This is a genomic window from Alkalihalobacterium elongatum, assembly GCF_019024285.1.
Classification (GTDB): Bacteria; Bacillota; Bacilli; order Bacillales; family Bacillaceae_F; genus Alkalihalobacterium; species Alkalihalobacterium elongatum.
Genome location: NZ_WMKZ01000001.1, coordinates 41,135 through 63,357, shown reverse-complemented (window position 1 = coordinate 63,357; position 22,223 = coordinate 41,135). Strand labels below are relative to the sequence as shown.

General features: G+C 36.2%; 22 protein-coding genes, 1 riboswitch and 1 other annotated feature. Of the genes, 20 read left to right on the top strand and 2 right to left on the bottom strand.

Features of this window, described 5'->3' with window-relative positions; all coding sequences use genetic code 11:
* The first annotated feature begins 25 nt into the window (after positions 1-25).
* From GKP30_RS00365 to GKP30_RS00290, 16 genes are all read left to right on the top strand, one after another.
* The gene (locus GKP30_RS00365; RefSeq protein WP_216827404.1) at positions 26-502 is read left to right on the top strand and encodes a flavin reductase family protein; all 477 of its coding nucleotides are present in this window, start codon (positions 26-28) and stop codon (positions 500-502) included.
* A 30-nt stretch (positions 503-532) separates the two neighbouring features.
* On the top strand, positions 533-1,336 hold the full coding sequence (locus GKP30_RS00360) for a 2-keto-4-pentenoate hydratase (protein WP_216827403.1): 804 nt from the start codon (positions 533-535) through the stop codon (positions 1,334-1,336).
* Positions 1,323-2,210: an acetaldehyde dehydrogenase (acetylating) gene (locus tag GKP30_RS00355; RefSeq protein WP_216827402.1), complete on the top strand. Its 888-nt coding sequence runs from the start codon at positions 1,323-1,325 to the stop codon at positions 2,208-2,210. The genes GKP30_RS00360 and GKP30_RS00355 overlap by 14 nt, the downstream gene beginning before the upstream one ends.
* 69 nt (positions 2,211-2,279) lie before the next feature.
* Positions 2,280-3,296 carry a 4-hydroxy-2-oxovalerate aldolase gene (gene dmpG / locus GKP30_RS00350; RefSeq protein ID WP_216827401.1) on the top strand — a complete coding sequence of 339 codons (1,017 nt, stop codon included), beginning with the start codon at positions 2,280-2,282 and terminating at the stop codon, positions 3,294-3,296.
* 23 nt (positions 3,297-3,319) lie between these two features.
* Positions 3,320-4,111, top strand: a complete 792-nt coding sequence (locus tag GKP30_RS00345) for a 2-keto-4-pentenoate hydratase (protein ID WP_216827400.1) — start codon at positions 3,320-3,322, stop codon at positions 4,109-4,111.
* A 27-nt stretch (positions 4,112-4,138) separates the two neighbouring features.
* Positions 4,139-4,345: a 4-oxalocrotonate tautomerase gene (locus GKP30_RS00340; protein WP_216827399.1), complete on the top strand. Its 207-nt coding sequence runs from the start codon at positions 4,139-4,141 to the stop codon at positions 4,343-4,345.
* A 5-nt stretch (positions 4,346-4,350) separates the two neighbouring features.
* Positions 4,351-5,826 carry an aldehyde dehydrogenase gene (locus GKP30_RS00335; protein WP_216827398.1) on the top strand — a complete coding sequence of 492 codons (1,476 nt, stop codon included), beginning with the start codon at positions 4,351-4,353 and terminating at the stop codon, positions 5,824-5,826.
* 314 nt (positions 5,827-6,140) lie between these two features.
* Entirely contained in the window at positions 6,141-7,286 is a 1,146-nt protein-coding gene (locus GKP30_RS00330; protein WP_216827397.1) for a hypothetical protein, read from the top strand.
* A gap of 212 nt (positions 7,287-7,498) precedes the next feature.
* On the top strand, positions 7,499-7,714 hold the full coding sequence (locus tag GKP30_RS00325; protein ID WP_216827396.1) for a DUF1540 domain-containing protein: 216 nt from the start codon (positions 7,499-7,501) through the stop codon (positions 7,712-7,714).
* A gap of 255 nt (positions 7,715-7,969) precedes the next feature.
* Positions 7,970-8,048: riboswitch (ZMP/ZTP riboswitch) on the top strand.
* A gap of 175 nt (positions 8,049-8,223) precedes the next feature.
* Positions 8,224-9,426 carry a phosphoglycerate dehydrogenase gene (locus GKP30_RS00320; protein WP_216827395.1) on the top strand — a complete coding sequence of 401 codons (1,203 nt, stop codon included), beginning with the start codon at positions 8,224-8,226 and terminating at the stop codon, positions 9,424-9,426.
* A gap of 147 nt (positions 9,427-9,573) precedes the next feature.
* The gene (locus GKP30_RS00315; RefSeq protein WP_216827394.1) at positions 9,574-10,860 is read left to right on the top strand and encodes a hypothetical protein; all 1,287 of its coding nucleotides are present in this window, start codon (positions 9,574-9,576) and stop codon (positions 10,858-10,860) included.
* Positions 10,861-11,070: 210 nt separating this feature from the next.
* The gene (locus GKP30_RS00310) at positions 11,071-11,625 is read left to right on the top strand and encodes an RNA polymerase sigma factor (RefSeq protein WP_216827393.1); all 555 of its coding nucleotides are present in this window, start codon (positions 11,071-11,073) and stop codon (positions 11,623-11,625) included.
* On the top strand, positions 11,622-13,067 hold the full coding sequence (locus GKP30_RS00305; RefSeq protein WP_216827392.1) for a hypothetical protein: 1,446 nt from the start codon (positions 11,622-11,624) through the stop codon (positions 13,065-13,067). Before GKP30_RS00310 ends, GKP30_RS00305 begins: the two co-directional genes overlap by 4 nt.
* Positions 13,068-13,130: 63 nt before the next feature.
* Complete coding sequence (locus tag GKP30_RS00300; protein ID WP_216827391.1) at positions 13,131-13,709, top strand: maltose acetyltransferase domain-containing protein; 579 nt, start codon at positions 13,131-13,133, stop codon at positions 13,707-13,709.
* Positions 13,710-13,837: 128 nt separating this feature from the next.
* Positions 13,838-14,020 carry a hypothetical protein gene (locus tag GKP30_RS00295; RefSeq protein WP_216827390.1) on the top strand — a complete coding sequence of 61 codons (183 nt, stop codon included), beginning with the start codon at positions 13,838-13,840 and terminating at the stop codon, positions 14,018-14,020.
* Positions 14,021-14,224: 204 nt separating this feature from the next.
* On the top strand, positions 14,225-14,995 hold the full coding sequence (locus GKP30_RS00290; RefSeq protein ID WP_216827389.1) for a DUF975 family protein: 771 nt from the start codon (positions 14,225-14,227) through the stop codon (positions 14,993-14,995).
* A 175-nt stretch (positions 14,996-15,170) separates the two neighbouring features.
* On the opposite strand, the gene GKP30_RS00285 is transcribed toward GKP30_RS00290, so the two are convergent.
* Positions 15,171-16,556, bottom strand: coding sequence for an LVIVD repeat-containing protein (locus tag GKP30_RS00285; protein ID WP_216827388.1), 1,386 nt, complete (start codon positions 16,554-16,556; stop codon positions 15,171-15,173).
* A gap of 754 nt (positions 16,557-17,310) precedes the next feature.
* Here GKP30_RS00285 and GKP30_RS00280 point away from each other — a divergent pair.
* Positions 17,311-17,847 carry a hypothetical protein gene (locus GKP30_RS00280; protein WP_216827387.1) on the top strand — a complete coding sequence of 179 codons (537 nt, stop codon included), beginning with the start codon at positions 17,311-17,313 and terminating at the stop codon, positions 17,845-17,847.
* A gap of 118 nt (positions 17,848-17,965) precedes the next feature.
* Positions 17,966-18,538: an HMG-box domain-containing protein gene (locus tag GKP30_RS00275; protein WP_216827386.1), complete on the top strand. Its 573-nt coding sequence runs from the start codon at positions 17,966-17,968 to the stop codon at positions 18,536-18,538.
* 306 nt (positions 18,539-18,844) lie between these two features.
* Here GKP30_RS00275 and GKP30_RS00270 read toward each other — a convergent pair whose 3' ends face one another.
* Positions 18,845-19,969, bottom strand: a complete 1,125-nt coding sequence (locus tag GKP30_RS00270; RefSeq protein ID WP_268884640.1) for an NADH:flavin oxidoreductase — start codon at positions 19,967-19,969, stop codon at positions 18,845-18,847.
* A 466-nt stretch (positions 19,970-20,435) separates the two neighbouring features.
* Positions 20,436-20,652 (top strand) — a binding site (T-box leader).
* Between the two features lie 49 nt (positions 20,653-20,701).
* Here GKP30_RS00270 and GKP30_RS00265 point away from each other — a divergent pair.
* Both GKP30_RS00265 and GKP30_RS00260 read left to right on the top strand, forming a co-directional pair.
* Positions 20,702-21,187: a GNAT family N-acetyltransferase gene (locus GKP30_RS00265; RefSeq protein WP_216827385.1), complete on the top strand. Its 486-nt coding sequence runs from the start codon at positions 20,702-20,704 to the stop codon at positions 21,185-21,187.
* Positions 21,188-21,498: 311 nt separating this feature from the next.
* Positions 21,499-22,161: an oxidoreductase gene (locus GKP30_RS00260; RefSeq protein ID WP_216827384.1), complete on the top strand. Its 663-nt coding sequence runs from the start codon at positions 21,499-21,501 to the stop codon at positions 22,159-22,161.
* Positions 22,162-22,223: the final 62 nt, after the last annotated feature.

Genomic DNA, 22,223 nt, shown 5'->3' with positions numbered 1-22,223 from the left:
CGGCGAACAATAGGGGGAACGGATCATGGAAGCAAAGCAATTTCGAAATGCGATGGGGAAATTTGCGACAGGAGTCACAATTATTACAACAGATGTAGATGGCGAAGTACATGGGATGACCGCGAACGCCTTTATGTCGGTATCGTTAGACCCAAAGCTTGTCGTTATTTCAATAGATGAACGAGCACAAATGCTAGAAAGAATAAGAAAGAGTCAAAAGTATGCAGTGAATATTTTAGCCGCTGATCAACAAGAATTATCGATGATATTTGCTGGACAGATCAAAGAGAAAAAAGAAGTAGCTTTCGACCGATTAAGTGATTTACCAGTATTAAATGGAGCGCTCGTGCAAGTTACGTGTGAAGTGATTGCCGAGCATATCGAAGGAGATCACACCCTTTTTATTGGGAAAGTGACGGATATCCAGGTAGAAGATGGTGAACCTCTCTTATATTTTGGTGGGAAATACCGTCAATTACTCGTAGAAGAGAAAATATTATAAGGACCATATTAATAGAAAGTTGGTGAAACTTTGAATATACAAGATATAGCAAGTCGTTTACTAGAAGCGGAAAAAACGAGAGTACCAATTGAACCGATAACGGAGATATTCCCAGATATATCGGTTGAAGAGGCTTATTACATTCAACAACAGCAAATTGAAGAAAAAGTGAAAAATGGCGCTGTTATCATTGGGAAAAAAATTGGATTAACAAGTAAAGTGATGCAGGAGATGTTCAATGTTAATGAACCTGATTACGGACATCTACTTGATGATATGGTGTATGTCGATGGGGACACGGTATCTTTAGACGACCTCATTCAACCGAAATTAGAATTTGAAATTGCGTTTGTTTTAAAAAAAGATTTGATCGGACCAGGCATCACTCCAACTGATGTTATTAATGCAACCGAATATATCGCACCAGCCTTTGAAGTGATTGATAGTAGAATTCAAGACTGGAACATTCGCTTTGAAGATACAGTTGCTGATAACGGATCCTCTTCTAGAGTTGTGATTGGTGGAAAACCGACTCATCTTGAAGAAGTAGATCTTCAACATATTGGCATGGTCGTCTATCAGAATGGTAAATACTTAGATTCCGCTGCAGGTGCGGCTGTAATGGGGAATCCAGTCCGTTCGGTAGCTTGGTTAGTAAACGCTCTAGCAAACTATGGAATTTCGCTAAAAGCAGGGGAAATCATTTTATCAGGTGCACTATCCAAAGCGGTTCCTATTGAAGATGGTGATACATTCACAGCAGAATTTGCTCATCTAGGGACAGTCTCCGCCTCATTTCAATACAAGGGGAGGATTAATCGTGAGAAAAAGTAAAGTGGCGATTATTGGTTCGGGAAATATTGGAACTGACTTAATGTATAAAGTCGAGAGAAGTGATCATTTAGAAATGGCAATCATGGTCGGAATTGACCCTCACTCAGAAGGATTGTTACGTGCAAAACAAAGGGGCTATGAAATTACCGATCGAGGAATTGAAGGGTTACTAGAGTTACAAGATCTCTTCGATATTGTCTTTGATGCTACAACTGCGAAAGCTCACCTACATCATAGTCAGCGACTTATTTCTTTAGGAAAAAGAGTCATCGATTTAACACCTGCTGCTATTGGGCCTTTTGTAGTACCATCAGTAAATTTAGGTGAGCATATAGAAGCTGAAAATGTGAATATGGTTACATGTGGAGGTCAGGCAACAATCCCAATCATTTATGCGATTAACGAAGTGTGTTCAGTTGAGTATGCAGAAATTGTCGCGACAGTAGCAAGTAAAAGTGCTGGACCTGGAACGAGAGCAAACATAGACGAGTTTACGAGAACAACTTCTCGTGCGATTGAAAAAATCGGCGGGGCGAAAAAGGGAAAAGCGATAATTATATTAAACCCTGCCGAACCACCAATTATTATGAGGGATACAATCCATGTTCTAGTAGATGAGCTAGGAAAAGAAAAAGAAATTACCTTATCGATAGAAAAAATGGTTCAAAATGTCCAGGAGTACGTACCAGGCTATCGAATGCGTGGAAAACCCGTTTTTGATGGCAACAAAGTATCTGTTTTTATCGAAGTTGAAGGGGCAGGAGATTTCTTCCCTCCTTACTCTGGAAATTTAGACATTATGACAGCTGCAGCAGCAAGAGTTGGCAATGAGATAGCCAAGCAACAAAAACAATCGAGTTATCCTTCCCTCTAAAGTGAAACTAACAAAATAGAGTTAACCAGTTTATCTACGAAAAAAATTTGTATAGCGAGGAGTGAAGTCATGAAACGCGATCTACAAATTCTAGATGTGACCTTACGAGACGGAAGTCATTCGATGAGGCATGCTTTTACTGAAGAACAAGTTCGACAAGTAGCCAAAGGGTTAGACCTAGCAGGTGTCGAGTACTTAGAGGTTTCTCACGGTGATGGTTTGGGCGGTTCTTCTTTACAATATGGTTTTTCAAAAGTTAATGAATTAAAACTGATCGAGGCAGCTACTGAGGAATGTAGTCACGCGAAGGTATCAGTTTTATTGCTTCCTGGAATTGGTATTAAAGAAGATCTTGAAGAGGCAAAAAAGGCAGGAGCACAAATGGTTCGGGTCGCGACACACGTAACAGAGGCTGATGTAGCGAAACAACATATCGAGTTAGGTAGAAATCTAGGATTGAAGACAGTCGGTTTCCTAATGATGGCTCATATGGCTCCAATTGAAAAATTGGTAGAACAGGCAAAGCTGTTTGAAAGCTACGGTGCTGAAATTGTCTATATGACTGATTCAGCGGGAGCTTTTTTACCTCACGAAGTTAAACAAAGAATCCGAACTTTAAAGGAACATTTGTCGTGTGAGATTGGTTTCCACGGTCATAATAATCTGTCATTAGCAATGGCGAATACCATGGCAGCGGTTGAAGCAGGGGCAACCTATATAGATGGAAGCTTACGTTGTCTAGGGGCTGGAAGTGGAAACACACAGACCGAAGTAATGGCAGCGGTATTCGATCGGATGGGGTATAACACGGGCATACGGTTATTTTCAATTATGGATGTTGCAAACGATGTTGTCGCTAAGTTTATGCCACGACCACAGGAAATTACTGGTTCTAGCTTAATAATGGGGTATTCAGGGGTATATTCCAGCTTTTTATTATTCACGCAAGATGCAGCTGAAAAGTTCAATGTCGATGAGCGTGACATTTTAATTGAACTTGGTCGAATGAAAGCAATTGGTGGGCAAGAAGATCTTATCTATGATGTGGCGAGACAAATCGCCGAAAAAAAGCAGCTTTCGATTTAAAAATCAGAAAGGTGGATGAAGCTATGATAAAAACAGACATTATTGATCATATCGTCCGCGAATTAATAAATGCTGAAAGAGAACGGCTGGAAGTAAATAAATTCGTCGATGAATTTCCAGAGCTTGATATGGAATTAGCGTATGAAGTTCAAGAAAGATTAATAGAAACAAAATGTAAGGAAGGAAATGCTAAGGTCACTGGAAGAAAATTAGGCTTAACAAGTCGAGCGAAACAAGAAATGATGGGCGTTCATGAACCGACATACGGTGTTCTACTAGACAATATGCAATTGTTTGAAGGCGAAAAAATTTCGCTAGAGCCTCTTATCCATCCTAAAATCGAACCTGAAATCGCTTTTATCTTTAATAAAGAAGTAAAGGGCCCGATCGTAACGGTAACTGATATTTTAGCAGCAACAGCATATATTGCACCAGCAATGGAGATTATTGATAGTCGCTACCGTAATTTTAAATTTACACTCCCAGACGTTGTTGCAGATAATTCTTCCTCCTCACGATACTTAATTTCAGATAGATTAACCCCAGTTAGTGATATTGATATTCGATTAATGGGAATGGTGTTTAAAAAGAATGGCGAGATTGTAACCACAAGTGCAGGAGCATCTGTAATGGGACATCCCGCAAGAGCAGTCGCTTGGATGGTTAATCGTTTGGTGAAAAAAGGTCAAAGTATAAAACCAGGTGAAGTTGTCTTAAGCGGGGCACTGTCAGAAGCCTTCTCGATCGAAAGTGGAGATCATTTTTCGGTAAGTTTTGACCGAATCGGTTCAGTAGAAGCGAGCTTTACAAACTAAATGATTCGAGGAGAAAGGGGTTTTACGATGCCATTTATTCAAATCAACATTCTTGAAGGGCGGACACCAGAAAAGAAAGAACGATTAATTAAAGAAGTTAGTCATTTAGTCGCAGACGTGTTAGAGGCTCCGCTTGAAAATGTACGTGTGCTCATTCAAGAAATGCCAAGTAATCATTGGGGAATAGCTGGAGAATCGGTAGCAAAACGCAAACAAAATGTAACGAAGGGGTGAGTAATATGCAAGAAGTCCAAACTGACATAAAAGAAGTCAAGTTATATATTGATGGAGAGTACATCCAATCAAGTACCAATTCTACTTACGAAGTGAAAAATCCCGCTACACAGCAAGTTATCGCACGGGTTCATGAGGCTTCATATGAGGATGTTGACGCTGCTTGTCGTGCTGCTAGAAGAGCATTTGAGGATGGTCCTTGGCGAACAATGCCTTTGGCCGAACGTTGTGCGAAAATACGGCGCATGGGTGAAATCATTTTAGAACGAAAAGAAGAACTGGCTCGCCTTGAAGCGATGGATGTTGGAAAACCATATCCTGTTGCACTTGAAAAAGAAATTCCGAGAGCAGCACATAACTTAACCTTTTTTGCCGATTTTATGGAAAAGCAAGGTGGGGAAGTCTATCCAATGGGGGATGAATATTTAAATTACACCCGCTATGAGCCCGTTGGGGTAGCTGGACTAATTACCCCTTGGAATTTACCATTTATGCTCACAACATGGAAGCTAGGACCGTGTCTTGCAGCAGGTAATACGGCTGTCATTAAACCAGCTGAAATTACGCCGTTAACCGTTTCTCTTCTTGGAGAAATTGCGAAGGAAGCAGGCATTCCTGACGGTGTTGTTAATGTCATCCAAGGGTTTGGTTCGAACTCTACAGGAGAGTACTTGACTACTCATCCAGAGGTCGATTTAATCTCATTTACAGGAGAAACAACTACTGGAAAAGCGATTATGAAAAATGGTGCCGATACTTTAAAGCGAGTAGCGTTTGAATTAGGGGGCAAAGCTGCCAACATCGTTTTTGAAGATGCCAATCTAGATAAAACAATTCCTGTTTCCATTCAAGCAGCTTTTCTAAATTCAGGGCAGGTATGTTTAGCAGGCTCACGAATTTTAGTACAACGGTCGATTATGGATGAGTTTGTTGAGCGCTTTAAAAAAGCTGCTTCCGAACTTAAAGTTGGTGACCCACAAGACCGAACAACGAATATGGGGCCAGTTGTCAGTGAAGAACACTACAATAAAGTTACTAGTTATTTAGAAATTGCTAAACAGGAAAATGCTACGTTAGTTTACGGTGGAAAGCGTCCAGTACTCCCAAGTCATTTAGAAAATGGCTATTATTTAGAGCCGACGATTTACATTCAAGAAAATCCCAACGCTCGTATATGCCAAGAAGAAATATTTGGGCCAGTCGTCACAATAATCCCATTCGAAACTGAAGAAGAAGCATTAGAGATTGCAAACAACACTGATTACGGTTTAAACGGTGTTGTTTGGACAGACAACTTACAGCGTGCGCACCGTATTTCTCATCACGTTCGTGCAGGTACGATCTGGGTGAATTGCTGGTTTATCCGTGACCTTCGTGCTCCATTCGGCGGTTTTAAAAAGAGTGGAATTGGTAGAGAAGGTGGACATCATAGTCTTGAATTTTTTACGGAAGCCAAAAATATATGTATTGCCCTAAAATAAACATCGTTCTAACTAGAAGCACCAACTTTTTGTTGGTGTTTTTATTCATAATGTAGTACAAAAGCAACTATTCTTTAAAAATATGGAAATTATTACTATAAGTAATATTAATGAAATCCATCTTTTGTCTAGCTTACACTTCCAGAAAAACATACTAGACTATAATGTAGTAGTTCTAGCATGAAGTCTATTCTTCCACATAAAATATAGATAATAGAGGTGGAAAAACTGTAAAAACCATACAGAGGTTAAAGTTTTACAGATATCATAAATAGACAAACCTAAAGGAGCTTGCAAAGAAGGGGTTGATTTCATTGGAAAAGGGGTCAGTGTTATCTACTTTAATCAATGAATGGGCTGATTTTCACCATTTTGATTTTTTTGATTATGAAGCGATAACCGAAATAGATAAAGAACCATATATCGATAAAAAGGTTAAAGTAGGAGGCGTTATAGTCTTTATTGACAATAGTGACTCAGACACTGTAGTCATTTACTTAAAAAACCAAGGTACAATTAAACTTGAAGTGCCATCAGAAATTATAAAAGCTAGTGTTAAACCATACAAAAGTGGTGTAATTATTTTAGCAGAAGGTATTCTAGTAGAGGATCCAGAAACTAATTATTCAAATGGTGTGAAAGTTATTTGCCAGAAAATAAAGCAGTTTAGTGATGAATTTGGTCAATATCCAACCCACCTTAATATTTACGAGGGGAAACGAGAAATCATCCCCCCATTTCACGATGTGATCGCTCAGTTTGAAAATAACAGTAGGGTTGTCGTTGGAGGCCGAATAACAAAAATTGTCGAGCTTAGCGACGATCATTATTTTTATAGTCAGCCAAGTCTCATTGTCTATTTAGATGATGGTTATAGTAAGACAAATTCAGTTGAATTAACAGCTGGTCCTGCTCTTCGATTAAAACGGAACTACAAACTGGGGGATGTTATTTCCATAAATGCTACCTTACACATTTTGCATATTCCTAGGTTAAGGGAAGATCGTCAACAAGTTATCTTTAAATTCATTGGAACGAGTATAACCAAAGTCAAGAACAAAGGTAACTTTATTACGTTTTCCAATGTTGATGTGTATAACGTTCTAAAACAACGAATAAGTGCTTTCAGTGAGGATATTATTCTGAATTATGCACACGGAGAGACTGTAACAGTTGGCGGTAAAATTAGTGAAATTGTTGATTCAAAAAATTGGCATACTGACACAGAACAAGAGGGTCACTTTGTTTCGTTAATGATTGATGACGGTGTAGGATGCATGCCAATCGAAATTCCTCATGAATACTTTGAAGTGATGAATCAAAAGTGGAACTTAGGAAAAGGAGATTTTGTGATTGGAACAGGTAAAGTATACCGGATGAAAGAAAAATTTGAAGATTTGGTACAGCATAACGATCATCAAATTAAAATACTCTGTTGGAGTTTCGAGCCCATGGAATAATGACTTGTGGAAGGGACAATGTATTTAGTACATAAATCCTTCCATTTTTTATATGGCTGGTTTATTTAATAAGCTACACGTTATGCATGAAAAATTTAATCTTATTTCATTCTCCCCCACAATTTAATTATTATGTCTTTGACGAGTAAAAAAAAGACGATTGCAGAAAATAGTCTATGAAAGACAGAATGAAAAATTAGGGGGTTCTTTACATGCCTAAAGTAGAAGTGTCTTGTGCGATATCTAATTGTACGTATTACGGGGAAGGTAATATTTGTACTGCAGAAAAAATTATGGTCGAGCTCGACAATCATGCGAGATATGATACAGAAATGGCTTCTGAATTAAATGAAAAGAATCATCAAGATGAAGTTTCGCATTCGGCAGAAACCTGTTGTAAAACGTTTAAGCCAAAATACAAGAAATAATTGAATTCAAAACGTACAAATGCTGTTCATATATTTGTACGTTATTTTATTTTTAATTTTCTCATGAATTTAGATAGTAAGTTTTAACAAGATAATTGAAAAAAAAAAACCATTTTTAGGATGATAACTCAATCCCAACTTCAGTAAATATAACATCGTGTTAAGCTGAAAAAAATTTTTTTGAAATAAAAACGCTTACATATAAAAAGGGTGTTGAAGGTTATTGAAGAGTCTGATAAAATGAAATCAAATTTAAAGGCTATGTGTAACTGGCGAAACACGGAGTACCGTGAGGGAGCACATAGTGTCGAAGCCGTTCGCCTGGGCAGAGGTAAGGGAATGTAAAATAATTCCTTTACCTCTTTCTGTTTATTAGGAGGGGATATTCAAGCGGTTAACACTCTTTGATTTCAGATTTTTTAGAAAATGAAGAAAAAACACTTGATTTCAACTACACTAATACATTAAGATTTTCAAAACACATAAAAAATTAGGGGAGAGAGACGCACATGAGCACAACTATTCTAAAGGATAAGGTTAAAACAATTAAGACGTTAAATAATATCGCAGAACGCGGTTTGAAAGTATTTGATCAGGAGAATTTTACGATCGACAACGATAGTGAAAATCCTGATGCGATTGTCGTTCGTAGTTTTAATATGCATGCAATGGAGCTTGGAGATAATTTAAAAGCAATCGCTCGTGCTGGTGCAGGTGTGAATAACATCCCAGTTGAGAAATGTACAGAAAGAGGTATTGCTGTATTTAACACGCCAGGTGCTAATGCGAATGCTGTAAAAGAGATGGTTCTTACTTCATTAATGGCTTCTTCTCGTAATCTTTTTGCAGGTGTTGTTTGGACGAAAGCACTTGACGGTCAAGGCGATCAAATTCCAAAGCTTGTTGAAGCTGGTAAGAAGCAATTTGTAGGTAAAGAAATTAAAGGTAAAACATTAGGCGTTATCGGACTAGGTGCAATTGGTGCACTTGTTGCAAATGACGCTCTTGATTTAGATATGGATGTAATTGGTTATGACCCGTTCATTTCTGTGGATACAGCATGGAGCTTATCTCGTAACGTACAACGTGCCATGTCAATTGAAGAAGTGTATGCTTATTCTGACTACATCACAGTACACGTTCCATTAACTGATGATACAAGAGGAATGTTTAATAAAGAGACGTTTGCAATCATGAAAGATGGTGTGCATATTTTAAACTTCTCACGTGGTGAGCTTGTAAATGAAGCGGATATGGCAGAGGCTCTTGAAAGTGGAAAAGTAGGAAAGTACATTACAGACTTCCCGAATGAAAATGTGTTAAAAATGAAAAACACTGTACCTATTCCTCATCTAGGTGCATCTACACAAGAATCTGAAGAAAACTGTGCGGTTATGGCTTCTCGCCAAGTAAAAGAATTTTTAGAAACAGGAAACATCAAAAACTCTGTAAACTTACCAAACGCTTCGCTTCCATATACTGGTAAGAAACGTGTTGCAGCATTCCACAAGAACGTACCAAATATGGTAGGTCAAATTACGACTGCGATCTCAAACTATAACTTGAACATCGCAGACATGGTAAATAGAAGCCGTGGAGAATATGCGTACACAATGGTTGATATCGATAGTGAAGTAAATGGTGATACAATCCCTGCTATTCAAGAGCAACTAAAACAAATTGCGGGAATGGTAACTATTCGAATTATCTAAGAAAATAAAATAGTACTAAAGCTTAAACACCAACCTAAGAAACGAGGTTGGTGTTTTTTTGTGTTAACAGTAAATATTTGTTAGGGGTAATGTATAGTTAATAAGTTTTTCTAAATACTATAAAAAAACACATAAATTGGAGATGAAATGTTAGGTACAAATTTAACTCGAAAGAAAGTCCGTTATCAAAAAGGAGTTGTGACACCTTATAATTACAACATTGTAGAAATTAGGAACCCTACAGTTATCATGTGGTGGTCTGCAGCTTTACCTGGATTTGGACATGTAATGCTATGTAGATATTTAAAAGGTTTTATCCTGATCATTTGGGAATTCGCTGTGAATGTTAACGCTAATATTAATACTGCAATAGTATACACATTTACAGGGAGATTCGAGGACGCCGTTCAAGTGGTTGATGTAAAATGGGTTTTGCTGTACATTCCTGTTTATATGTATGCTATTTGGGATAGCAGAAGAGTTACAATTGATTTGAATAAATATGCAATTTTAGCGGACCAAACGCCACAAGCCTTCGATGAAATAAATCCAATAACAATTACTGGTATTGAAAATAATTACCTTGATAAACGAAAGCCTTGGTTAGCGCTTTTCTGGTCGTTTATTACGCCTGGTTTAGGACATCTTTACATCAATAGATTGCCATCAGGTTTTTATATACTCATTTGGTTTCTTATAGTTTTATATTTTGCAAATTTTTTACCAGCCATCCATCATACATTTATAGGAGAATTCCATTCAGCGTCAAATATTCTTCATCCGCAATGGATATTATTTTTACCGTCTATCTATGGCTATGCAGCTTACGCATCGTATTTACAATGTGAAAGCTATAACAAATTAATGGTGAAGCAACAAAGTAATTTTTTGATGAACGAATATCAAAATATATCTTTTAAAGAGAAAATAAGTTTATTCTCAGAAAGAAGTGGGGAAATGAACGTTGTTGCATCTTTTGATCATACAGTCTATTTAGAATTGGCAATTAAAGAACTTGAAAAGCATGGAATCAGTAAAGAAAATATTTTTACGGTCCCTCTAACAGAAAAGATAAAGCAAAAGAAGAATAGTGAAATCATTCGTGGTTCAGGTTTTTCTCTTTTAGATATGACCTTTTCCATAGGAACAGTTTTTTCATTATTTGGAGTTATATATGGTTTTGTACTTTCAGGCGGTCCTATTTTATGGGGGTTAATTGGTCTATTTGTTGGCTGTGGAGCTGGTTTTTTACTCGATTTATTTATTAGAAAAAAACAGTTCAAAGCAAAAAAGAAAAAGGGAGAAGGCGGTGAGGTTGTCCTCGTCATTCATTGTAATAAAGATCATGTAACGCTAGTTAAAGAAATTTTATTTGATCATTTTACACTAGGGCTACAAGTTATTGAAGATGAATATAAAGACATAGTCTACTAAAAATTTTGAAGCATGTCGGTAATTGAGGTAGGGTTATGTATATTTAAAGTATTCGAAGTGGTTCGGGATCAACCATTTAAGAGCTTGCACCTTATTAGGGTTCAAGCTCTTTTCTTGTGCTTCAGAATTTTAAAAATTAATTAAGCTTTAAAGCATCCTTTTATAATCTTAATCGTCTATACTTACAACAGACGAATAGGGGGATGAGACATGAACGATCACGAACTCATACGTGAGATTCTTACAGGTGATCAACAAGCTATTCAGGAGCTACACGATCGCTATGTCGATCGGATTTTCCATTATATATACATACAGACGAATAGCTATCACGATACAGAGGAGTTGCTGCAGGATGTCTTTTTTAAAGCTGCGAGACAACTCGATCGGTTTGAAGGCAAATCTTCGTTCAAAACCTGGATTTTTAAAATCGCTCGAAATGTTGTGATTGATTATTATCGTAAGAAAAAAAAAGAGCGTAATTCGATCGCAATAGAAAGCCAACTGCTTGAGGACCTCGTTGGAAAGGATGAATCTGCTGAGAACATTTTTATACGGAATATACATATTGATGAAGTGCTTCAATCTATTGATAAACTACCGAGTCACTATCAAACGGTTTTGCACCTAAGGTTTATCGAGGATTTTTCAATTAAAGAAACAGCAGAAATTATGGGGAAAACAACACTCGCAGTAAAATCCTTACAACACCGGGCAAGAAATGCTTTGTCAGCACAAATTAAGTTGGAGGTGAGTAGCAGATGAATAACCGTAAACAGAATGACGATGAGCTTCGATACATACTGAAACAAAAGGAAACAATAAAAGCTTCTAAGGAAGCGCGTGCAAAAAGCTTGCAAGCATTTCAAGATGGTTTAAAAGAGGGTATTCACTCACCACAGAAATTAAAGCGACACAAGCGTCGCGAAAATATTATCGGAATATCTGCTACTGTTGCTGCGGCAGGAATTGTTAGTCTATTAATATTAAACAGTTCATTATTTGAAGACGAGGCACCCATAAGGGATGGAAGTGTAGTGATTGGTGGAGGAGAAGATAGTAATTTACCAGGTGAAAAAGAAATTAGTATTGAGGATGTACCACCTAACGAAGAAAATAACCTTCAGTATTCAGAAAAACAAGATTTTTCATTGGAAAGTGTGTTGGATCGACCGTCATTTGATTATGATGATCTAAATCCGCTGGGTACTTTTAGTCTATACAACGATACTTTTTATGTTCGTCTTCCTAATAATTGGTCTGTAGAAGAAAATAAGGGTGATGCTGTTCACTCGATTTACATGAGTGGCAATGAATCAGAGCGTATGAATCTCTTACTTTTTAGCGGAGATTTGGATGAGGAGCTTATTCAAGAAAAAATTCGTGAACTGACTTCAGAGTTTTCTGGAGCCGAGGAAGTTATCATTCCGCCAGATGTATTAGTTGACGAAATTAGAAGAACACATCAAATTTCATTTCCTCATAAAAATGTGTTTCCTTTTGAAGTGGATGAGGCAAGGATATCAGCATTTTTTAATGAAGATACGGGACGGTTTATGGAACTGTATGTTTCCGAATTATTTGGACGTGCGATGATTTACACGGTCGAATTGGATATCGATGATATATCTATCAGGAATTTACCTTGGATCTTTTTTACCCATATGATGGTTGTTTCACCACATGTATATGGATCAGAGGGAGATCTTCATCCTCAATACAACAGACCAATGGATAAAAGGGTCATCCTGCAAGTAGGAGCGATGGGGATTGAGGAGGTAGAGGTTGAACTGTATGATATTCCTGAACTAGGAATGACAAGCTACCTTCCTCGTAACACAGATGTTAAAGAAATTGAGCATCAATATTTTACTGAATGGCGCTTTACCGAACCAGGTGTTTCGAAAAACAGCTTTTATTCTTTCGGTAAGCTAAAAGAAGGATTTCCGTTAAAGCAAGGAAAAGAGGTCATGTTTGAAGCATTCGATATTGATCTTAATTATCATGAAGATCTAGGTGGAGGAACACCTTATCATTATGCCTATTACAGTGGCATGGAAGGAGATTTTATCGATGGTCATTTTCAACTTTTTGAAGTAGCAGGTGACTGGTATTATAAACATAAACACGCAGATCGAGAGGATTACAATGGTGGGGTTTATACTCAAAGGTTAGGTATGTTTGTCGAATTCCTTGAAAAGCATTGACAGGTTTAGATAGTATAAATTAAATATACTTTAAAATTAGTTTATGATCGCTGGAGGCTATAGATGAATAAAACTGAAAAACAGAAAATGTTAGCTGGTGAACTTTATAATGCAACTGATCCAGTATTAGTTAAAGAAAGAATGGATGCACGAAGACTTACTAGATTATTTAATGAGTCAAGTGAAACAGAAGATATTAAAAGAACAGAAATACTAAAACAACTATTTGGTTCTACAGGGGAAAATTTATATATAGAACCTACATTTCGTTGTGACTATGGCTACAATATTCGCGTAGGTGAGAACTTTTTCGCTAACTTTGACTGTGTATTTTTGGATGTCTGTGAAATACGCATAGGGGACAACTGCTTGATTGCTCCTGGAGTCCATATTTACACGGCGACACATCCATTAAATACGAGTGAGAGAATTTCTGGTGCAGAGTATGGGGAACCAGTTACAATTGGTGATAATGTTTGGATTGGCGGAAGAGTGATCATCAATCCTGGGGTAACAATAGGTAATAACGTAGTGGTTGCATCTGGTGCGGTAGTAACAAAAGACGTACCAGATAATATGGTGGTAGGTGGAAACCCAGCTAAAGTCATTAAACAAATGAATGAATGGATAAAAAAAGATTAAATTTAGTTACGTATGTTATATCGACGTAGCTCATTTAAGGTGGAGTGCTTAAAAGAATAAAAAAACACAGCAGGATAGATAAATGTTAGAATGGTAAATATGGGAAATTCCTTTTAGAGGTGATTTAATTGAAAAACACTTTTGGAAAACAAATGGAACAAATTCTAGCATTATTCATTCCCCAAAAATGGATTGATTGGAATAAGGAAAATAATAAGGATATTAGTACGGTCAACGACTTTCAAAAGTTACTAATAGCCATTGGTATGGTCGTTATTAGTTTTTTCTTCCTTGCCCATTTCTTGCTTTGAAAATTGTTAAATATCATAAAACGGTGCTTATGAATTAGGCATCGTTTTTGATTTTGATGGTTGATTATATATATATGAATTGCAATAATGGTTGTTTTATTGTTATGGTAGAAACATTATTTTTGAAACTTTAAAGCGAACAGATAACTATATTGTTTTATTTTATAGAGTTTTAATTTCGTAAGTGATTTTAAGGGGGAAATAATGGTTTGGTCAGTTAAACAATCAGCATTAGAGGTCCTAAAAGGAAATTGGTTTAAGGTCATTGGAATTATTTTCGTTTGTTATATGATAAAGGTTTTTTTAGGGACATCGCGCTCCTCTTGGAATATTAGTAGTGATGGGGTTAGTATGACGCCACTCGTTTTGGCGAGTTCGGAAAATATTCTAGTGATTATAGCCGCAGCTTTTTTTAATAGCATTTTGTTTTTTGCGATAGTAGATTTAATTTCCCATATAAAGTTCAATAGTGGAAAAAAATTCTTTTCAGCTTTCATTTATAGCTTTAAAAATCCGAGTCTGTTATATAAAGGCTTTATCATAAATGCAATCAGTAGTTTAGTGATTTTTTTCTTCTGGCTAACTTCAGTAATTACATTATTAAATCTTCTGTATGTCATGTTGGAAGGGTTCCAAACTGATGATATTATGAAATTCTTTTTTGTACTTTTGATCCCTATCGCACTATTGTGGGTTTTCTTAGGTTTATCACAGGCAATGTATATTTTATATGAAGACCCCAAAACCAATGTAATCAAGTGTGTTATTCGTAGTTTTAAGATGATGAATGGCAATAGATGGTCACTCATTGGACTTTATGTGAGCTTTGTCCTCTGGTTCTTCTTAGGCTTGATCGCTTTAGTCGTCGGTTTACTTGCTAGTTTAGCATTTTTTGAGGTTTCAAGATTTGAGTATTTTCAAATGCTTAAGAGGAAAGAAAGACAGAAGCAATGGCAGGGTTACTTTGAGTCTTAAGATCTTTTTTAATTATGGAGTGAGATTCGTACTTTTAGTTACGGGTAGATGTATTCTAGACTCTTCATTAGCGGTGAAGGGACTAAGTTGATACCAACAATCAAGGCATAGAGCATTTTCTCTATGCCTTGATTATGTCGCTTTTTCCTATGTGTCGAACATAGACATTAAGGATTTATTTTTTCTTTCCATTTCCTGTTTTTTGTAACACTTTTAGTCCTGTTTCCATATCAGATGCTAGTACGTAATTACGGTCAACGAATACACCCCAAATGTTTGCTTTAACTGGTACATATGCTCCAGTTTCTACTGGATTACTAGGATCTGTAATATCGACTATACGTACACCATCAAAATAGTGTGATAAATAAAGTGTATTGCCTTGAACCTTTGGATCATGAACAGTGAAACCAGGATAACCTTCTCTTTTATTTTTAGAATTGTCCGTTTGGAACGTACTTAATAATTTAGGATTTGACTTATCTTTAATATCATAGATACGTACATAACCGAATCCTGGTTCATATCCGTGACGAGTTGGATTAAAGACTTCTCTTGTTTCAACTAATACAGTTCCACCTTTTGCTAGTGCAGCAGTGTGGGCAGCACCTTGAACCTCTTTTTCAAAAGACGTACGACCTAAGAACTTAGGCTCTTCTGGTGTACTTATGTCAAGCATCACTGTTCCTAAATCCCAGAACGAAACATAAGCTGTTCTCCCAGTTACGTCAGCAATAACACTATGAGCATTAGCCCCACGCAGCTGACCATGTTCATCCGTCCAACGATAATCCTCCATATCTGGAATAATTGTTTTCGGGTCAAATTGATGGATTTCTTTCGGTTCGGCAGGGTTACTAACATCAACAATTACAAAGTCATGAATGGCTCCACCAGAACGTCTAAAAGAACCAGAGTTGGCAGCTAACAATAATGCTCGATTTCCTTGTGTCGTTAAATATAATTCATGTGTTCCTCCGCCGTTTAAATGGCTTTCAGGAGTTTCCCAGAAACCGAGTTCTTTTGGATTTCTTGGGTCAGTTACATCATAAATTACAGTCCCGACTTTTTCTGCAGCCCCACTAAATCTTTGTACACTAACAACAGCTAAATCTCCTTTGAAGTGAGGTGTGTTTACAGATTTAACAATGACCTTTTCCTGCCATGTACCAGGAAGGTTGTCCGCGAATTTTGCAACTTCAACAGGGTTCGCTGGATCCTTCATATCAAAAACACGTACTCCTTCATTCGACCCTGAACCTAAACGATGTGTCCCCATATAGGCATACCCTTTATAGGCATAAACATCACCACCTGTAACTGGTAAACCACTATCGGAAGGAGCTAACGGAACAGCAGCAACTTCGCTTAAGTATTTAATATTTTTACTTCCTTCCATGACAGGTATTTCATTAATACCACTATCCCCAGTACGGTAGGCACCATTTAGCTCCTCATATTCATCTTTTCCTAAGCCCTCAAGATCACACGCTAGGATAGGCGAAGCGACCAGAACCGTTGATAATGTTGCAATAGATAAAACTCGTAAAGCTCTTTTCATAAAAGACCTCCTATAAATAATTTTAGTTGTGTTCCTTGAAATAGGGCCCTATTGTAATATTAACTTCGTATTACGAAACACTACCAATATAATATATTAAAAATTCAGAATAGAATATATTTTCTTTATAGTTAAATACTACCTTTTTTCTATACAACTATTTATTTAGGAAAATACCTTAATGTATAATAACAATCGGAAATGATCGATTTTATAGTCAAGATGTCCGTTAAACCGCTCCAACTATTCCAATCAGTTTAATTGAATTAAGTTATTTCTGTATATTATTGAGTCTTTATATCTACTTAAATTACCTTAAGTTGTAATGGGGTCTTTTTACCTGTGTGTAAAGTTTATCATTTTTTATTGCTCTGTTAGTGGTGATGTTGATTTGGCCCAATCAACATCAACTTTGATAGAACGATATATAAACTGAATATGGATAAGAAATTCTAGTAAAAGTAAATTGGGATATGAGAAATATATAGTGTACAAGTGTCTATCATGGTAATATGAGATTAAATTGTAACTTTTTGTAATTTTTATGTTTAGGAGCAAAAACAAAATAAACAATTAAAGAGAGGGATCATTATGATATGGGCTTTAGCCTTAGTGCCAGTCATTTACTATTTAGTAAGGAAAGTACATAAGTTAGAAGACAGAATTCGCGAGCTTACAGAAGAGGTTGAGAGATTAAGATAAAATTAATTGAAGGACAACAGTCTCATTAAAACTAGGTAGAGGGAATGGATCAATGTCTAAGAAACTCAAATTATTTATTGTTCTGTTGATTGCAATTATTTCTATTTTACTTTTTTATCTAAATGAAAGCGCTAAGGAAAAAAATAGCTATCTTAACTTAAATGAGTTAGTTTTCTACGGAGAATTTCATCAATATTTAAGTAATCTATATCTTATAACTGAAACAATGGAATTGTATAATGAAGAGTTTTCAGAAGAAGAAGTAGAATTATATTTTCAAGCTCTAAATAATACATTATCAAATATAAATCATTTAGTTGGAACACTTAATTACTTATCCAGCAACTTATATGGTGACAAAGTAGCTACTCATTTTTTACAGTCATTAAGGCCAACTAATACTAAACTTGAAAAAGTAGATTACAAACAAAAGAAACATGAAGTAACAAATATTTTAAAGCGTTCCTTATTTGAACTTGAAGCATTAAGTGAATATGAAAATGTTACAACAGAGCAGGGGATTATAGATATAACAAAAGCCTTTAACCATTTAGAAAAGAAACTAGAAAGCATTTTAAGTGAACACTAGGGAGTAGTGGATTTTAAATGTGAACTACTCATCACTTAGCTACGCTTGAAGAGGGGGACTTCTTTCGGAAAGACGTTAATTTTTTTACTGAAATTCACAATGATGAAGGATGTGTTATATGAGATTTCAAAAGATTACGGGAGGCATTATTGCTCTATTAGTGTTAACTTTATTAATTTTATCTTATCAATATTACGTGGGAGTAAAAGAAAACGACCAGCAGTGGAAAACATTTGTTAATCACTTTTATTTCGCTATAGATAATTCCATTTTCGCCATTGATCATTTACTTGAAAATGAATACACATCAAAGAATTTGGAAGGAAAAGTTCGTAAACTAGAAAAAGAACTATTAAGAGCTGATGCAATCATTAGTCATGGTAACAGTTTTATGAACAACGATTTATATAGGTCCAACTTTTTTCTCGAAGCTACTTATTTTCTATATGGAATCAATATGACTGGTACGATTACAGTTGAACTTCCCCCAATGGGAGAGAACGGTGTTCTTGAGGAACGCGACATCACACTGTTAAGAACAATAAGGGGTTATTTAGAGTCGGCAAAACAGGGATTGTACTCCGAGCAAACTAAACAGGAAAACCCGAACTTAACGATAGATGAAGTAAATAAAATTATTTGGACTCATTTAAATAAAGACAGTTACCAAATATATAAAGATGCGTTTTAAGTAGATTTATCTTACATAAAATGAAGGAATTGAAGAATTAGATGTGATTAGCAGAAGCGGTGGTAATTTGAAGAAGTACAAAAGTTAGTATTAGAAGAGTACGAGGAGAACTTTAAGAGAAAAGATTGTGAATAGTTGTTATTTTTTCAGTGATTAATTAGTTAGTCAAAAAATAACTTTAGCCGTTGACTGATATAAAAAAGCTTGTAGACAGTATCTATTTTCTAGGAAGGAAATATAGCACCTATATATACAAAGATTACTGTCTACTTTAAAACTGAAAAAAATGTAACGTTTCTACACGTATTAAACTAAATTTTTCTCGGATTCCTTAGTATAATGCGTCACTTGATCTAGTTTACCATTTTTGAGTTTTACCGCCCATTCTGAATCTGCTAGTAGTGCACGGCCGACGGCTACATAGTCAAATTCACCAGCTATGATTTTTTCATCGACAGTTTTTAGATTGTCTTGAATGGTTACATCCGCATTATCCTGGTTGCTCAAATATGCGCGGTTAATACCGACAGAACCGACTGCAATCGTTGGTTTTTTAGTAATTCGTTTAGTCCAGCCAGCTAAGTTTAATGATGGATCTTCATCTTTAAATTCAGGTTCCCATATTCGTCTTGTAGAGCAGTGGAAAATATCTACGCCAGCTTCAACTAAAGGGTTCAGTAATTGTGCAAGGTCATTAGAATTATGAGCTAACTTCGCTTCATAATCCGTTCCTTTCCATTGGGAAAACCGAAAGACAATTGGAAAATCTGGCCCTACTGCTTTCCGACAAGCACGAACGATATCTGTAGCAAATTTTGTTCGCTCCCCTAGATCCCCACCATATTCATCATCACGCTTGTTCGTTACTTCCCAAAAAAATTGATCAATTAAGTATCCATGCGCTCCATGCAATTCAATTCCGTCAAAGCCAATGCGTTTAGCATTTGATGCAGCTTCAGCGTAGATATCAATCATTTCAGCTACTTCTTCTTTCGTTAAAGCCTTTATTTTCTCATTCCTTTGGCCTCTTAAAGTAAAGCCAGACGGACTGACAGGTGGTGCATCAATATTTGGTTCACTACCTGCTTTTCTTGCTGCCCCTACATGCCATAATTGCGGAATAATTTTTCCACCAGCTTCGTGGACTTCACGAACTACATTTGACCAGCCATTTAATGAGTCCTCACCATAAAAACGGGGAATGTCAGGGCTATGTACAGCTGCTGGGTGGTTGATCGCTGTTCCTTCTGTTATGATGAGTCCAATTCCATTCTCCGCACGCTTGCGATAATATTGAGCAACATCTTCCCCTGGGACTCCTCCTGGCGAAAAAATTCTTGTCATTGGTGCCATTACTAAACGACTTGCTAACATTTCCTTTCCAAACGGTAAAGAATCAAACAAAGTATGACCTACGTACTTTTGATCCAAGGCAGAGCACTTCCTTCCATTCAGTTGTTTTATCGTGCTTCCTTTATTCTACAATTCTACTAAATAAATATAAACGAAAAAGACTCAATTTTTCAAAAATTCACTTTATAATGAGAGGCAATTGCCTAACATTAATGCTAGTTACTTCAAAAAAAGTAGGAAATACTATTAAAAAAGCTCCTCAACAAACACGGTCGTTCTATTATAAGGTTTACCCCAGAAGAAAATATTACGGTTGACCATTTTTAAATTAAGTTAAGTTTTAAAGTACGACACATAGTGTAAGCTGCTGGTCATTAGAAAGGTTAATCGACACGCATAAAAGAGGAATTTAATGAAATGGGCCACACTGATACTCATTTGACATAAAATTACAGTGCCTAATTATCGAGATGCTACAACAATCCGTGTTTAAAAAATAATTGAAGTTGCCTGAAAACTGTTCTAAAATATGGTAAAAGTATAAACGCATTCGATGATGAAGAGAGTAGTTATGTTGATTTTTTTAGCGACACAGGGATGGTGCGAGCCTGTGAAAAATCTCGTAATGAACCGCACTTCTAAGAAATGGGCTTGAAATAACAGTAGAGCTCATCGGGGGGACACCTCGTTAACAATTGGAGTGGACCAAACGTAGGTCAAACAGAGTGGCACCGCGGGTATATAACAATCTCGTCTCTTTTTTTAGAGGCGGGATTTTTATTTTTTACTAAGAAAATAGGAGGGCATTTAATGGGGAATGAAACAGTTATTAGGAAGGCAACGTCAGAAGACATAATAGAATTACAAAAAATAGCAAAAGAAACATGGCATCATACGTATGAGGGTCTTATACCTAGAGATGTCCAAGATCAGTTTATAGCGAGTGCTTACTCTCATGAAAATTTAGAAATGAGAATTATTAAATCACTTTTTTTAGTTGCATCGGTAGACAATAACGTTATCGGTTTTGCAAACTTTTTTATTAAAAATACGTATGCCAACTTGGGTGCTATTTATATTTACCCTTATGCACAAGGCAAAGGAATTGGGAGCAATCTTCTTATAAGAGGAATAGACGAACTAAAAAATGTACCTAAAATCTATGTAGAAGTAGAAGCTGGAAATGATGTTGGTGAAACGTTTTATAAAGCAAAAGGCTTTCAGTTGGTCGAAGAATATGACGATGAAGTATACGGACATACATTAAAGACAAAACGTTTAGTTTTAAACCTTTAAAATTCTAATTACTGATTATTTAAGTGTAGAGGTAAGTAAGGAGCTTGTTAGAATGTATGTTGGAGATTCCAAATAAATATGAATAGTGTGTGGATTTTGAGGTTCGTTTCGTAGGTCAAGCAAGGTTAATTGTTAGTCACGTAAAGAACTGCTATATTAATCAACAAAACAAATAGGAAGTTATCGGAACTAATAGTCACAACTCTCTTTCAACCGTTAGATCAGTTAGCTTTGATTTCTAAATCGTCAGAAGTAGATTACAATGGGGATGGTTTCTTGTTTTAAAATTGGGAAAGAGGATGATAGATGATATGAATAAAAAGACAGCTTTAATAGCAGGAGCAACTGGCTTAGTAGGAAATGAGGTACTTCATTTACTTCTTGAAAGTTCTTATTATAAAAAGGTATATGCATTAGCAAGAAGGCCTCTTGGCATTGACCATCCTAAACTTATAGAAGTAATATGTGATTTCGAAAAGCTTGAAGAAGTAGAGAATTATTTTGCAGTGGATGATGTATTTTGTGCATTAGGAACAACGATTAAGAAGGCAAAGACGAAAGAAGCCATGTATCGGATCGATGTAGATTACACAGTGAATTTAGCAGTAAAAGCCAAAGAAAAAGGAGCGAAGCATTATTTAATTGTCAGCTCAATGAATGCTAACAAAAATTCCCTTTTATTTTACCCTAAAATAAAAGGGGAACTTGAAGAAAAGCTAAAAGCGATACCGTTTGAAGCATTATCGATTTTTCAGCCTTCTCTCTTATTGGGAGATCGTAAAGAATTCCGCTTGTTAGAGAACATCGGAATTAAAGTAGTTCGCACTTTAACCAGAATTTCTGGTAATAAATCAGGAAGTCGACTCGGAATAGAAGCAAAGACGGTTGCTGCAGCTATGGTTAAGGTTGCTGATAGTGAGCAGAAGGGTATACATACGTATTCGACAGCTCAAATGGTAGATATGGTGAGATGACGGTGGATTTATTTTATATTCAAAATAAAATTGACATGAATTTCTTTCCTGTATATTATTAA